Source organism: Halobaculum sp. EA56, assembly GCF_051195075.1.
Taxonomy (GTDB): domain Archaea; phylum Halobacteriota; class Halobacteria; order Halobacteriales; family Haloferacaceae; genus Halobaculum.
Window position 1 is genome coordinate 1 of the sequence record NZ_JBNTJX010000030.1, and the last position, 14,128, is coordinate 14,128.

The following is a 14,128-nucleotide window of genomic DNA, read 5'->3' on the forward strand; positions in this document are numbered from 1 at the left end:
TTCTGGGCACTCCGGAAGAGCTGGCAGGCCTGGTCACGAAGCGTCTCGGACAGTTCGAGTGCACTACTGATCCGGCGGACTTCACTAAGCCCGTGTGCAAGGTTGCGTTCAGCTTTCGACTGAAACCGCCCACGGGTCTGTTCACGCCGCATCCGAGCGAGCCGCCGTCGCTTCTGTCCTGAGAGTTCGTTCCCGTTTGCATCGGTCCCGCAGCCGATCTCCGTCGACAACCCTCGATCGTGTCGTGCCGCCGTCAACGGAGCACCCGTTCGCTCGCGCTCCTCGTCGTCGTACGCCCGCCACTCCGGCCCGTGATCGATGCGCTGTTCGTCGATGACCAGGCCACAGTCCTCGCAGACTGTTTCGACCGCGTTCGTGGTGACCCGGCCGTCGCACTCGGGGCAGTGGTTCGCACTCGATTCCGTTCGGACGTCTTCGTCGAAGCCAGTTTCGTAGATGTCTCTGGTTGCCATCGTTCTCACCGTGTTCAGGGAACCCGCCAGTACAGCGAGCCCCTCACCCACAGAGGGGGCAATAAACGCAACGTACGAGCAGAAGAGATTTGAATTGAGTCAAGAATGGGTGGTACTGGCTTCTGTACTCTTGTAGCGCACGTCGTGGCCTTTATGCACCTTCCTCTTTGACCTTTTTGTACGATGACGAACCAGGGTAAAGGACCGGATAATCACGATAGTTCCCCACCCAGTTCCGAACCTGACAGAACTATCACAAACTTCTACGAACGGTCTGTAGAAACCTTTGGAGGGATTTTGGACCGCCTGCGCACTCATTTTGACGAGTGGCCGCGTCTATATATCGAACAACAAGCCTCATTGTACGAGGATTCGCAACGAGACGCTCAGCAAGGAGACCACCACTAAGAGTACCAAGAGATGTGCATCCGACCGTGAATCGTGATATGTTTCCCCAGGGAAGGATCTAATCCAAATATGGATCAGAGAGTCCAGCGTTTCGGATACGTTGGAGCGCTCACCGTCGCTATCTTAGCTGCTGCGCTGCTGTCCCATCATCTGGCGATCCTACTTGCGCTCGGTCCCACTGCGTATTTCCTCGCGTTGCTACCCTCTGATGGGGATATTACTGCAAAAGACGTTCTCGTGAGCCATCTCGCTGCTGTGGCCGCGGGATGGATAGCATATCTCCTTCTCGCTCAGGGGATTGATCCAACTGCTGTTGCTCCCCGTTCGCTTGAATCCCTTCGCGTCGTTGCAAGTATGCTTCTTGCGATGGGCTTGACTGCTGTCGTTCTGTTCCGCTTTTCGGCACAGATTGCGACTGCACATGTGACAGCGACGGTGGTCGCCCTTGGTGCTCTGACGTCTCCCCGTGCACTGGGAGCTCTTGTTGTCTGTGTGGGAGTCGTCGCAGGCCTCCACGCAGCGTTCCACGAGACCGACGGCCGTAGTGGGAAAGTCCCAGCCTGAACGGCTGTCTTGAAGTCCTGACCGTGCCCATATGTTCATCTATCACCGGACAGTGGCTATCCGTTCTCCATCGGTAGCGCGGGGCTGCGTGGCGCAGCATGGGTGTGCGGGATTCTGAGTCAGTAGTCACTATCCACCGAGTGGGTCGTCGCGCTATTTTTAGTCGGGAATCACCAGACCCTTCCCTGCCAAAGCGAGAATCATCTGGCTATGAAGGTAGCATATGTCTTCAGTTCCGCAGGCCAGACCATCGATTATATCCTTGGGGATATGATTCTCCCCCAACTGGAGGCCGATTGCCACGGTGTCGATGTCGTTGGAATGTTCTTCTTCCATGACAACACGTTTGCCCTGCGTGATGGAGATCCGTTGGGTTCTCGCCTCGTTGATGTTGCGGAGGAAAAAGACATTCATCTTATGCTCTGTGACCGGTGTGCCTCGAAACGAGGACTGGCAGAGCAGGTGGGGACGGACGAAAGCGGACGAGCCCAATATGAACCACGCGACACCTTCGATGGTGTCGCCGTTGGCTGTTTCCCGGATTTATACGAAGCGCTCAGTGGAAGCGGACTTGACCACGTAATTACTCTGTAGATGCAGATAGAGGAGACGTTGGTCTAGTGAGCTGCCCCGCCCCCAAGGACGAGAATTCGTCCGAGGACGAACAAGCCGACGAGCATGTAGGCGACGATCATCACGCGGATTGCCGTCTCTTCGGACATCTTCGAATTGATGAGCGAACCGACCTGCCCTCCGATGATAACAGTCGGGGCGAGAATTGCACCGACACCGAGCGGAATTGAGAAGCCAGCGACGTTGAGTCCAGGGGGTTGGATACGGAGGATAACGAGATTCGCAAGGAGTGCAGCAAGAATTGTAACGTGAAGTACAAAGGCTGCTGTGCCAACGGCTAACTGAACGGGGAGTCGCTTCCGAACGGTAAGCATCGTGTTCGTGAGTTCACCGACTGCGATCCCTAGTAGGCCAGCAAGAATGCCTGCGAGCCCCTTGATAGCCTTGTCTGCCAAATCAAAAATTAGGGGTTCACCCTCCGCTTCCCGTCGTCGGAACGTGGTTCGTGGCGCATACTCTGGCTGGCCGCCGTCGGTGATCCCAGTTCCTTCAGCCTGAGCCGAGCAACAGTAGTCGGCATCGGCTTTCCCCTCCATCATTGCGAGCGAATCGCCACAGAGCATACACGCACGCGTCCCGCCGTGTTCATGGGAGTAATACAGAACGACAGCAAGTGCGAGCAGGAGAATCCCGAACAGCGCAAGGAGGCTGCTCGATGGGACGAAATACGAGCCGATTCTGGCGACTACCGCTAACGGGATTGTAATCGTCAATATACGGGCAGCCGCGTTGAAGTCTATCTGTTCGCGGAACCAATACCCCGAGACGCTACTCGTATAGCCGAAGAATTCGACGAATAGTGAGAGCCCGATTGCTTCGTTGACTGTGAGTGTCGGGAATCCGGTTACGATTCGCGGGAAGACGAACAGGAACGCAGGGGTGAATAATACCGCTGCTTCCATAGCGAGCGTACAGACGGTGATACAGATTAGGAGTGAAATTCCGATCAGAAGGGCTAGATCCCCCAAAGGGTATCCGAGCAGCATTAAATGATCACCATCCGTGTATGGCTGCTGGTAGCCGGAGTGTGACTATGGACGAGAAACTGCCTGTCGAAAACTTCCATTAGTGACAGACGCTGGCGGTTTCTTGGACTAAAAAGTTAAAACCTCAATTCGGTAGTTGATATGTGAACGAGTGACAACCAATCCAATTGTTTGTCACTCCGATTTCGAGACGCTATCGGGCGTGGACGTATTTCGCCCTCTGTAATTCGCATAGAGGTACATGAATGCAGCTACGAAGACGAGATTCTTCAGAGCGAATGCGCTGAACCAGTCCACAGCAACCGGGAGGACGATGGGACCGATCTCGACGTAAGGTTCACGAAATGCATACTGCATCACGACGAATGGTGCTACAAGCGTCGTTGCTTGGTGGAGCAGAAATAGCGGTGTGACCGTACGAATGAAGCCAAAAAGAAGGAGTGTTCCCACGATTACTTCAATTAGACCGACAGCATGCAGAAGCAGACCGGTCGGTCCCGGCAAGACGCTCAATCCAAGTACTTCCGCGAAATGTGCGACCGGCCGATGAACTGGACTGCTTCCGGGTATGAACGGTTTCTGAGCGCCGTACCAGACGAAGACAATTCCAAGCGACAGTTGTGTAGCGTGGTAGGCGTACTTCCTTGAGAGGTCCTCAAACCACTGCTCGAACTGAACGTATACGCCACCAGAGCGCCTCTTATTTTCCTTCGTAGACTGTTCGTTCTCGTTGGGCATAGAATATCTGCACAACGATACTCAAAAGGAAGTGTCGAAACCAGACTACTGCCTCACTAATACCGATCTCAACAGTGTCACAATTGTCATATTGTCTCGGCGCTTGATGTGCCTGGAGAATGAGCGTAGTGGGAACTCAGGACCGTAATTACTGAAAAAAATACTGTGAGAAAGCGACAACGAACGGCTGCTCGCGTATATGCAAGTGAGAACAGACACTCGGAAGGCACAACACTTGCCTTGTAGAGGGCGATGAAACAAATCATCATCCCAACTCCGAATGCGAGGTTAAGGGCTACTTGTTCGGAGAGCGTATCGGTGAGGCTCAATAGAAACGCGCTTCCGACTGTCGCGGCCAGCACGGTGAGTAGATATGGATTTTGGTACCAAACCGGAACAGACGGCGGGTGATGGGTTTGCGCAACGAAGAACACCTCTATCAGCAGTATACTGAATGAACTGAGGATTCCAGTCAGTAGAAACCAATTTTTCTGTCTCATAACATTTGACTGAGTGGTCGAGTTATTCGTTGTTCTCGGGTGCTTCGAATTCGACATCCTGTTTCTCGCCTGCCAGTGCAATATGGCCATAGTTGAGCAATCCGACGAAGACTGCCCCTCCGACGATGTTTCCGGATGTCGTCCAGAGGATGAAATGGCCGTACTCACCGAGGGAGACGCCTTGGCCTAGGAACATCGCAGAGAGAACTTCTGTGGTCCCGAGAATGCTGTGATGGAATGGGCCGAAGCCAATAACCGAGGTGACAATGATTACGAAGAGGATCCGACTGACTGTGTCGCGGCTGGCGGCAGACAGCCACGTCACTAACCCCATTAGCCAGCCGGCGACCACTCCGCTCAGGAAGATTACCCACCACGAATACGGGAGAAGTGCGGATGCTAGCGTTCCGAACGCACTGGTATCGATGATTCCCATCTGTGGCCCTAGTAGTGCGATAAGCGCAGCGAATAGCGCACAACCGACGAGATTTGCGACGAACGTGACACTCCAGACTCGGCCCAATTCGCCGATCGTCGCCCGGCCGTCGAGCACTGGTAGAATGGCCATCGTTGAATGAGCAGTGAAAAGTTCCGTTTGCCCGATAACGACGAACAGGAACGCAATCGAAGACACGCCCCCTAACGTGACCTGCTGCACCAATCTCGATTCGAATCCCCCGGAGAAAGTCAGCGCCATAGCCATAAGCAATGCGCCGAAACTCAGATTAAGGCCCGCTGACAAGCCGGAAAGGAACACGCCTTTCGGTGGGCGATGAATCTCTTTGAGTGCGTTTTCCATCTCCCGTTCGAGGATATTTCTATACGAGAGTGAAGCTCCAGATGGCTCATCAGGCTCAGAGCTCATTCGTTGATAAACTAATCCTGTCGGGCGGTTGTTAAAGTGGGTGTATGGTAGTATCTTCGCACTTCGATATTCTCCATAAGCATTTTTTGTGACTAAGTCTGAGATCTTCCTTCCTAGCAACCACCTCATCGGAGCTGACTTCGATGGCTGTCTTCCTATGATACTTGAATCTCTTTGCTCATACCACTCCGTTGGAAGGCTAATCACAACAATAGTCTTCTGTCTGATAATAATACATCCCGCGTCAGTTCTACACTACCTACAAGGAACTAAGAATGCTAATTCGTGGTTCTAATAAATTGACACTCATAAAACAATTCGTCAGAGACAAGGGGCCTTCTCTCCGACACGTACTGTACGAAGATGGATTCGACAAATTCTCACACTGGAGAACAGTCGCTACGCTATATATCCAGACGTCGCTGTAGCAACCGAGACTCGATTCTCAAACGCCAGATTCTCTCTAACGAAAGCAAATGAGCGAAGGTGGACAACTAGCGGAGAAACACGGCGTTACAGGGACGCCAAAACGAGGGCTCATCATGTCCACGCTCGTCTTTTATGCGGGCCTCACCACGATCGTCTTCTACGGTGCTGCGGGACCAGTACTGGAAGAGCACCTAGCGCTCGCTGGCGTGCTCCACGGGCTCTTGCTCTCCTCACCCCATCTCAGTAAAGCGATTCTCAGAATTCCGTTTGGTGCGTGGGTGGATGATGTCGGCGGAAAGAAGCCACTCCTGATTCTCATGGCTTCCACACTCGTCGGGACCGCGGGTCTCGTTATCACGCTGTTCCTGACGTACCCGGAGAATTTCGATATGGGCCTCTACCCGATTCTAGTGCTCTTCGGGTTCTTGGCAGGTGCCGGTGGGGCAACGTTCTCCGCCGGGATCACACAGACCTCCTACTGGTATCCCAGTGACAAGCAGGGCTTCGCACTCGGCGCGTTCGCTGGCGTCGGTAATATCGGTCCAGGAATGGTCGTCTACGTCCTCCCGGTCCTCATCGGCATCTGGGGGCTGACAATGGCCTACTCGACCTGGCTCGTGTTCCTGCTGGTCGTCACCGCTATCTACGCGGTGTACGCGGTTGATCCATACTACTTCCAGCTCCGTAAGAAGGGAAAATCCCCTGAAGAATCCCGAGAACTCGCTGATGAACTTGGTCAAGATATCTTCCCGTCTGGTGGCACCTGGGACTCGCTGAAGACGTCTGCACGAAACCGTCGAACATGGGTCCTCGTGTTCCTGTATACGGTCTCGTTCGGCGGCGGGTTCACCTCCCTGTCAGCCTGGTTCCCCACCTACTGGGAACAATTCCACGAACTCACCCTTACGACGGCGGGGCTTCTTGCAGGCATCTTCATCGTCTACGGCTCGCTCGTTCGAGTTCCTGCTGGGAGTGTGAGCGATAGATTTGGTGGCGAAATAGTCGCTATTGTCAGCTTCGCTACGATGGCTCTCGGCGGCGCAATTATGACGTTCGCAACAGGATTTTGGCCAGCTATTTTTGGTATGATGGTGCTCGGCACCGGGATGGGATTTGCCAACGCAGCCGTCTTCGAACTGGTCCCGAAGTTCGTCCCGGAAGCAGTCGGTGGGGCCTCTGGCTGGATTAGCGGCATCGGCGGCGGGGGGACGCTCGTCATCCTGCCACTTATGGGGCTCTTTGTGGATATCTACGGTAATATCGGCTATGCCCGAGGTTTCGCCGTCTTCATCGTTCTCAGCTTGCTCTGTGTTCTCGTCGCCTCCGCTCTCAAGTGGATTATCTCAGAGCCTGATGGGGAAGCAGACGAGGCAGCTCTACACTAATTCTACTTTCACCAATCTATCCTACCAGTAGAACGAGCATAAGTTCGGTGCTGAATGAACGAGGTGGCTACCCCTCGGGCTCTCGATGAACGGTCAAGACGGGGATCTCGGAATGGCGAACGACATCTTCGGTCACGCTTCCGAGGAGTGCCCGTTTGACTCCCGTTCTACCGTGTGTCCCCATAACGATGACATCGATGTCATGGTTGTTCGCATATGTGAGAATATCGTCGTGGGGATTGCCTCGCCGAACTGCAGTTTTTGTCTCGATGCCGCGGCCTTTCGCTTGTTCGACGACCGCTTCTGTTGTCTCGTGACCTTTCTCTTCAAGGGCGTCCAAGAGATCATCTAAGCCGGAAAATCCCTCACCCATACCGGAAACCGAAGTGGGCTGATCGACGATGAAGAGAATGTGGAGCGTCGCTCCGTGTGTTTCAGCAAGCCCAAGTGCCATCTCCACCGCTGATCTCGCTGGATCACTACCGTCAGTCGGGATGAGTACTCGGTCGAACATACGGTGATCTGTCCCTAGAGAACGGTAGCTGATGACACGGTATAACGTTGGTCACAGCTGACCAGGACTGAATGTTTTTATCACTCTTGAAACGCTTCCCAAGTCAAAATTCCATAACAAAATCGTTCGGTTGTGGCTGCGCGCGCAGCGAAGCGAGCACGGAGCGGAGGGTGGGGCGGTGGGGTCTGGGCCGGTCCGGCACACAGCAAAAAAGAGGGCTGCCTCGACTGGCTATTCTTCCCACCACCGACCGCGCTCCGGGAACTCGATCCGCGACCACCCGGTCAGCGCGATTGAGCACCGACCTTCGTACCAGTTCTTGGCTGCTGCCCGGAACCGCACTGTTTGACCTTCACGCACCACCGTCTGCCCGGATTTCTCCCAGCAGGTGAACTTGATTTTCCCGCTGTCATCTGCTATCAGCCCGACTTGCTGAATTGCGCTACTACTGGGAGACCAGAGCTCGATTATCTCGCCTTCGACCGTCACCTCACCGACCGGGATGTCCGGCACGTCCGCGATGGGCACGATCGCCCCCGGCGCCGCCTTCAACTCCTCGAGGGTCTCCAGCACCGCCTTCGTGACGTCCCGCCCGCGCTGCACCTTCTCGGCCAGTTGCTTCGCGACGACTGCTCTCGACCAGCCGCCCTGCACTTCGTCGCTGATCCGCATCGCCTGCTCGTTGACTTCCGCGAGTTCGTCTTGCGTCAGCTTCTCTCGGGGATCCGTGCGCTCCACCGGTTCGGGCTCGTCCCGGCCACACTGCTCGACGACGACCTCCCGCGTCCGCTTCGCGCGTCCCTCCTGCTGACTGAGTTCCGCCTGGGCACTGATGTGCTCCAACTCGGCCTCCCGGGCCTCGATGCGTTCCTCCTGTTCGAGAGTCTTCCCGAACAGGTGATCCGGACCTTCCTCGACCCGCGCGTCCGGATGGTTGGAATCGACCTTCGCCTGCACTTCCATGTCGACTGTCGCCCGGAACTCTGGGGTCTCGTCGACGACTTCGAATCCGTCCTCGTCGACCTCAGCTTCATCGTGTTTCTCGAAAGCCTGTTCATCGACCGAAACTACTTCACTGGAGACGTTCTTACTTGACATTGGAACTCACTGGTTCCTGAAGGCGCTCACGCGCCCGACACCGCGATGCTCCTACATCGCGGATCTCCTCGACGACAACGACCGACAGACTCGTCTGCGCGCTCTCGCTCGCGCCTTCGCGAGCGCCCTATGGGCGCGAGCGAGAGCGCGCCCGAGGCGGACGATCATCCAGCACCGCGCGCCGACCCGCCCGGAGCGAGCGGCCAGCGGGATATGCCCGCTCGTGTCCGGCCCGATGTGCGGGTTCGTGTCCAGGGCGACTGTCGCCGAGAACGCGCGCCGCGGTGTGGCGCGCGAAGGCGCAGGCGGCACAAAGCGCTGGAACGCGAAAGCCCGCAAGGGGCGCAACCGACGGGGATACCCGCTGGCGCCGAGGGCACATGCATTTTAGCCCGGAACGGGCGCGGGCGGTGCGGAGAGCGCCCGCACGCCCGGAATGGTCGGTCGCGAGCGACGCGGAGGGCGGCAGCGGCGAGCGGGGCGGGCCGTTACGTACACACCTGGCCAGCCGACCATGTCGTTCGGTGAACCATCAACAGGCCTGGCGGACTCAGAAAGGGCGAGGCCGTCTCGGCCGTCCCCCGACCCCGCAAGCACCGCAGGGACGAGGCGCGCAGCGTGGGTCGGGGGGCGTCGAGCGGCCGAGGGCTTTCAGGGGTTATCGCCGTCGACGAGTCCCATTGCGAAAGTGATCCGAGAAGACATTCTCACTGAGATCGGGATCTCCCATAGTGAGGTGTCACTGAGCCCTGAAACGAAGCTTGTGAGGGCCATCGCTGGATCGTCTCTGCTCAGGAAGTCCTTCAACAGCCTCTTTGTGCAAATCTCTACTGGCGCAACTAATAGGTGTGTTCCCTTGCAGCATTCAAATATGAGCGAACGGGAACGGGCACTACAGCAGACCGAGGTCTATTCACAGCTGTACGATATAATGCGCAGTGACCGTCCCTTGTATGATCGGCTTGAGGCTATCCTTCAGCTTGGAGTCGAGTACTTCGATGTCGATCAAGGATACATTACACAGATCGATCAGGAGACGAATGAGTGGACGGCGATCGTCAGTACCGACTCCTCCGACGGGCCGATTCCCCCCGGTCTCGACCTTGATCTCTCGACATCATACTGTCGACGGACCATTCAAGAAGAAGAAATCGTCTCATTTGCAGATGCTATCGATGCTGGGTGGGAAGACGACCCCGCCTTCCAAACCCACCAACTCAGCTGTTATCACGGGGCGCCAATCGTCGTCGACGATGAGCCATACGGGACGGTGTGTTTCTCAGCGCAGAATCCGCGTGCCGATCCGTTCACTGATGCTGAAAAATCACTCACCTATTTGATTGCCCAGATGGTGGGCTACGAGATCGAGCAACGAAACTACGAACGCGATCTCGCTGACCAGGAACAAACGTTGGCAGAACGACGAGAGATTTATCGTGCCGTCATCGATGCGAATTTCGATCTCCTGTTCCGTATCGACCTTGACGGGCAGTTCATCTACCATTCACCCTCGGTTGAGGAGATGCTGGGGTACACTGCTGATGAACTCCATGGTCGTCCATTTACCGCCGTGCTTCCAGATGCGGAGACTGCGGAAGCGGCACAGGGATTATATGAACAAGTCTTGGCTGGCGAAACGGTGGAGAAGACATACCTCCCCCTCGAAACGAAATCCGGGGAAATCATGTATGCTGACATCCGTGGCACGCCGATTTATGATGCCGATGTACCACCTGAGGAGCGAACCCCAGCCGATATCGTTGCCGTTCAGGGGATGACGCGCGATGCGACAGAGCGAAAACGGCGCGATCGACTGATCAGCGTGATTCACCGAGTACTTCGACACAACCTCCGCAACGATATGGGCGTCATACGGGGCTATACGGAACTCTTGGGGGAATCACTGACCGGTGACGACGCGGAACTGGCCCAACGGATTCATACCACTGCCGAGCGATTGATCGACCTCAGCGAAACCGCACAGAAACTCGAGGAAAATCTTGACTCTCCACCAGAGCTCGAACCGATTGACGTCGTTCCCCTCATTACCCGCGCAGCCACCCAAATCGACGAGGCGCATCCAGCGGCCATAATCAAGATCGATACGTCGGAGACTGCCGTTGCACAGTCCGCCCCACGGCTAGAGACGGCGATCTGGGAGCTCGTCGACAACGCGGCTACCCACGCTGGTGACACACCGACGGTAGAGGTCTCGGTACGTGTCACCGACGACGCAGTCGTGATTCGCGTGCTGGATGATGGACCTGGACTGCCTGATATGGAACAATCAGTACTTCTCAGCGGCGATGAGACGCCCTTAGTCCACGGCAAGCGGTTGGGGATCTGGCTGGTCTATTGGATCGTGACGAGTCTCGACGGGGACCTGGCTGTACTTGATGATCGACCAGGTGCAGCCATCGAAATTCGATTACCTCCTGCTCAGTAACGACCGGGGCGCACTTCGTCCCCGATTCCTCACACCCATTTTTTGGTGGACTAAAGCCCTGAAATTTCAAACCGAGCACCGCCGTCACAACCAGTTGTAACCGTGATCTCCCACCCGTGAGCTTCGACGATTCGTTTGACGATTGCGAGTCCGAACCCAGTGCCGTCTTGGTTGGTTGTGTATCCACTCTCGAAGACATCGGCTTGTTCATCTTCCGGAATCCCAGGTCCGGTATCCTCGATGTAGAAGCCGTTTTCGAGAGTTCCGACGTGAATCGTGACTGCGTCGCCGCCGTGTTCGATGGCATTCCGGTACAGGTTTTCGAGCAGCTGTATCAGCCGGCTCTCATCTGCGTCGATTTGGCTATCTGACTCGATCTCGAGGGCAGCGGATTCGGTTGCGACGTTGTTCCAAGCCCGGTTAGCAACCGTCCGAAGGGCGACTGGCTCCGTTTCGCCGACGGCAGCGCCTTCGCGAGCGAGCGTTAGCATATCCTCGATGAGCCGTTCCATACGGTCCAACGCCCGCTCGATAGCCGGAAGATGCTCGCCCTCGCCGCCACTCTTAATTAATTCCAGTCGCCCCTGAGCGACGTTCAGCGGGTTTCGCAGATCGTGCGAGAGGATGCTGGCGAATTCCTCAAGACGGTCACGCTCGCGGCGGATCGTCGCCTCCGCGGACAGTCGGTCAAGGGCCGTCACAACGTGGGTCGCCAGCATCTCCGCGACTTCCTCATCACGGCCGGCGAACTCCCGTGGTTCCGACGCAAACACTTGTATGACGCCGTACTCGCCCAGCGGAATGCTCAACAACGCTCTGGGTTCGGTAGAAGCCGGCGACTCAGGTTGTGTGCCGCCATCACGGACTGCCGATGAACTCGCAGACCGCGTGTCACCGAGATCGTCGACTCGGAGTACTGTGCCCGATTCGTAGCTCTCCCCGGCGTATCCAAAGGACGTGGGCACAGGGTCACAGTCACCGACTTCATCCGGACCAGATTGGGCGACAGGAATCAGCTGGTCACCCTCAACAGCAGACACCCGGGCGAGATCTGCATCGAACAGCTCGACAGCCCCGTCAGCAGCCCGTTGGTGGATTGCCGCCGAGGAGTCGGCCGCGTTGATTTCGGTGGCAAGTTCGTGGAGCTGCGTCACTTTCGACGTGTGAGTACGAAGCTGCTGCTCCGTTCTCTTCCGATCCGAGATATCGTGGATAACGCCAGTGAAAAGGTGGTCGTCGTCGACGGCATACTCCCCAAAGCTGATCTCGATTGGAAATTCTTCGCCATCGATCCGGCGCCCACGGAGTTCGATACCGTCCCAGTCGATAGTCCGGGTTCCCTCCGAGAGGTACTGCGCCACGCCATTCAGATGCAAGTCTTGAAACTGTTCGGGCATCAGCATCGTCAGCGGCTCACCGACGACCTCTGAACGCGTGTATCCGAACAGTTCCTCGACGGCCTCGTTGGCATACCGAATCGTGCTCGTCTCGTCGATAGTGACGACGGCAAACGAGGAACTCTCAGTCAACGCACGGAATCGTGATTCCGACTGTTCGAGTTCCCGTTCACGGGTTTTCAAGCCGGTCGCGTAGTAGCCCAGTAGGGCGCCCGCTGCTATGAAAATCCCTGTCGCATTGAGACTGAGAGCGATCGGCTCCCCAGCCGGCGTAGCTTCGAGTGAGATGATGAAGGAGTACCAGATGTTGACAGCGACGCCGGTGATCGCCCCACTGAGTGTCCAGAGTGCCACCCGACTGATTCTGGGCTCACGGTGTGTCCGGGCGAGCCAGCCACCGCCAATAATGAGTCCCACTCCGACGATGGCTGGTGCAATCACCTCAATAAAATCAACCAAAGAATCGTCGCCATCGAAAAACACCCAACCAATCGAACACACGAAGAGGAGAACCCCCACGAGGGCGACTGACCATCTCGTTATCGCACGATACAACCTTCCCATATAGAATCAATAAACGGAATGAATCACTTAATTGGCGTGATATGGGTACTGAGCATCAATTCTCACATCGATGCTGAGCGTTGCTCGCTGCGTTTCGGTTTCTGTACACGGTTATGCCTGTTCAGACGCCGAACCACTTTCCACGAGGACTTGGACCTCATTGGGCGTCGCGAGGAGTTGTACATCCCGAACAGTAAACCGAACGGAGATATCCTCCTGTGATGTGGCGAGGAGCTGCTCCAGCGCCTCCACGTCGACCCAGTCCTGTAACTGATAGTCGTCGCGGTCCAGACCGCACGCCTCCAATGTCTCGATGATCTCAACGAGCAGGTCGCTCGACGATCGGGGTGTGGTCGGTGCTGATGCAGTCATCGGTACGTCCGAAACAACCGATAGCAGGCATTTAAAACATTAGGAGTCAACTACAGAAGCGATTCGCTTTGCTACTTGTCTTAGCGCGTTCGGGATAGCGTCGGCGCAACCAGAAGCGATTATGCGCTTTGACGCCGACTGGATGTCTCGCGCTGATGACCGCATTCTGGAGCATCTTTCTGACGGCGGCCCCGACACCCCGAAGGAGATGGCGGACAGCGATCGCGTGCGCTTCTCCCGCCAACACATCAACGCCCGGTGCAAGACGCTCGTCAAATACGGACTCCTCGTCCACCTCGGCAACGGCGTCTACGACATCACGCGAACGGGAGAGCAGTATCTCGCCGGCGAACTTGACGCTCGTGACCTCGAAGCTGACTGAACCTACTCCTCCAGGAGCGTGACTAACTGGGCGACGTACGGGCTGTTGTCCCAGCTGCGATGCGGGCTGATCACGCGAAGTAGCGTTCGCGCCTCCTCGTGGGTCATGTGGCCGTTCCGGGCGTAGTCGCAGATAAGCCGCGGCGTCGGGACGATACGCGGCCCCTGGAGCACAGCGTGAATCAGTGGAAAGTTCGTGCCGCCAAATTCGTCGGTGAGAAAGCCGTCGACGGCGAGCGCGTTCGCGAGGACGATGCCATCAGTTTCGCCGTCGTCGAGGCCGAACGTCGGTCGCGCGTCCGGGGTATCCTCGCGCGCATACGGATCTTCGACCGTATAGTGGCCACGGGCCGCGAGGACGTTACTCGCCGCAGC

The 14,128-nt window shown here is 56.5% G+C and carries 14 protein-coding genes; 5 read left to right on the top strand and 9 right to left on the bottom strand.

Annotation, left to right across the window (positions count from 1 at the left end):
* The coding region (locus ACQUQ1_RS20670; RefSeq protein ID WP_435066155.1) for a transcription initiation factor IIB at window positions 1-473 on the bottom strand (473 nt) is incomplete at its 3' end.
* A gap of 477 nt (window positions 474-950) precedes the next feature.
* On the opposite strand from ACQUQ1_RS20670, the gene ACQUQ1_RS20675 reads away from it, so the two are divergent.
* Together ACQUQ1_RS20675 and ACQUQ1_RS20680 are read left to right on the top strand one after the other, a co-directional pair.
* Window positions 951-1,445, top strand: a complete 495-nt coding sequence (locus tag ACQUQ1_RS20675; protein WP_435066142.1) for a hypothetical protein — start codon at window positions 951-953, stop codon at window positions 1,443-1,445.
* Window positions 1,446-1,655: 210 nt separating this feature from the next.
* On the top strand, window positions 1,656-2,039 hold the full coding sequence (locus ACQUQ1_RS20680) for a SaoD/DsrE family protein (RefSeq protein ID WP_435066143.1): 384 nt from the start codon (window positions 1,656-1,658) through the stop codon (window positions 2,037-2,039).
* Window positions 2,040-2,062: 23 nt separating this feature from the next.
* On the opposite strand, the gene ACQUQ1_RS20685 is transcribed toward ACQUQ1_RS20680, so the two are convergent.
* The 3 genes from ACQUQ1_RS20685 to ACQUQ1_RS20695 form a co-directional block, all read right to left on the bottom strand.
* Complete coding sequence (locus ACQUQ1_RS20685) at window positions 2,063-3,064, bottom strand: TSUP family transporter (protein ID WP_435066144.1); 1,002 nt, start codon at window positions 3,062-3,064, stop codon at window positions 2,063-2,065.
* Window positions 3,065-3,238: 174 nt separating this feature from the next.
* Entirely contained in the window at window positions 3,239-3,802 is a 564-nt protein-coding gene (locus ACQUQ1_RS20690; RefSeq protein WP_435066145.1) for a hypothetical protein, read from the bottom strand.
* A 522-nt stretch (window positions 3,803-4,324) separates the two neighbouring features.
* The gene (locus ACQUQ1_RS20695) at window positions 4,325-5,167 is read right to left on the bottom strand and encodes a formate/nitrite transporter family protein (protein ID WP_435066146.1); all 843 of its coding nucleotides are present in this window, start codon (window positions 5,165-5,167) and stop codon (window positions 4,325-4,327) included.
* A 542-nt stretch (window positions 5,168-5,709) separates the two neighbouring features.
* Here ACQUQ1_RS20695 and ACQUQ1_RS20700 point away from each other — a divergent pair.
* Window positions 5,710-6,981 carry an MFS transporter gene (locus ACQUQ1_RS20700; RefSeq protein WP_435066147.1) on the top strand — a complete coding sequence of 424 codons (1,272 nt, stop codon included), beginning with the start codon at window positions 5,710-5,712 and terminating at the stop codon, window positions 6,979-6,981.
* A 67-nt stretch (window positions 6,982-7,048) separates the two neighbouring features.
* Here the strand turns inward: ACQUQ1_RS20700 and ACQUQ1_RS20705 are convergent, their stop codons facing one another.
* On the bottom strand, window positions 7,049-7,495 hold the full coding sequence (locus ACQUQ1_RS20705) for a universal stress protein (RefSeq protein WP_435066148.1): 447 nt from the start codon (window positions 7,493-7,495) through the stop codon (window positions 7,049-7,051).
* Window positions 7,496-7,726: 231 nt separating this feature from the next.
* Window positions 7,727-8,593, bottom strand: coding sequence for a DNA-binding protein (locus tag ACQUQ1_RS20710; RefSeq protein WP_435066149.1), 867 nt, complete (start codon window positions 8,591-8,593; stop codon window positions 7,727-7,729).
* An 871-nt stretch (window positions 8,594-9,464) separates the two neighbouring features.
* Here ACQUQ1_RS20710 and ACQUQ1_RS20715 point away from each other — a divergent pair.
* Window positions 9,465-11,039, top strand: coding sequence for a PAS domain S-box protein (locus tag ACQUQ1_RS20715; RefSeq protein WP_435066150.1), 1,575 nt, complete (start codon window positions 9,465-9,467; stop codon window positions 11,037-11,039).
* 50 nt (window positions 11,040-11,089) lie between these two features.
* Here the strand turns inward: ACQUQ1_RS20715 and ACQUQ1_RS20720 are convergent, their stop codons facing one another.
* Complete coding sequence (locus tag ACQUQ1_RS20720; RefSeq protein WP_435066151.1) at window positions 11,090-12,955, bottom strand: sensor histidine kinase; 1,866 nt, start codon at window positions 12,953-12,955, stop codon at window positions 11,090-11,092.
* A 156-nt stretch (window positions 12,956-13,111) separates the two neighbouring features.
* A complete protein-coding gene (locus ACQUQ1_RS20725) occupies window positions 13,112-13,372 on the bottom strand; it encodes a HalOD1 output domain-containing protein (protein ID WP_435066152.1) in 261 nt (86 codons plus the stop codon).
* A gap of 121 nt (window positions 13,373-13,493) precedes the next feature.
* Here ACQUQ1_RS20725 and ACQUQ1_RS20730 point away from each other — a divergent pair, with 121 nt between their 5' ends.
* Window positions 13,494-13,754 (top strand): MarR family transcriptional regulator, encoded by a 261-nt coding sequence (locus ACQUQ1_RS20730; protein ID WP_435066153.1) that lies wholly within the window; start codon window positions 13,494-13,496, stop codon window positions 13,752-13,754.
* A 2-nt stretch (window positions 13,755-13,756) separates the two neighbouring features.
* Here ACQUQ1_RS20730 and ACQUQ1_RS20735 read toward each other — a convergent pair.
* Window positions 13,757-14,128: hypothetical protein (locus ACQUQ1_RS20735; RefSeq protein WP_435066154.1), on the bottom strand; the 372-nt coding region annotated here is incomplete at its 5' end.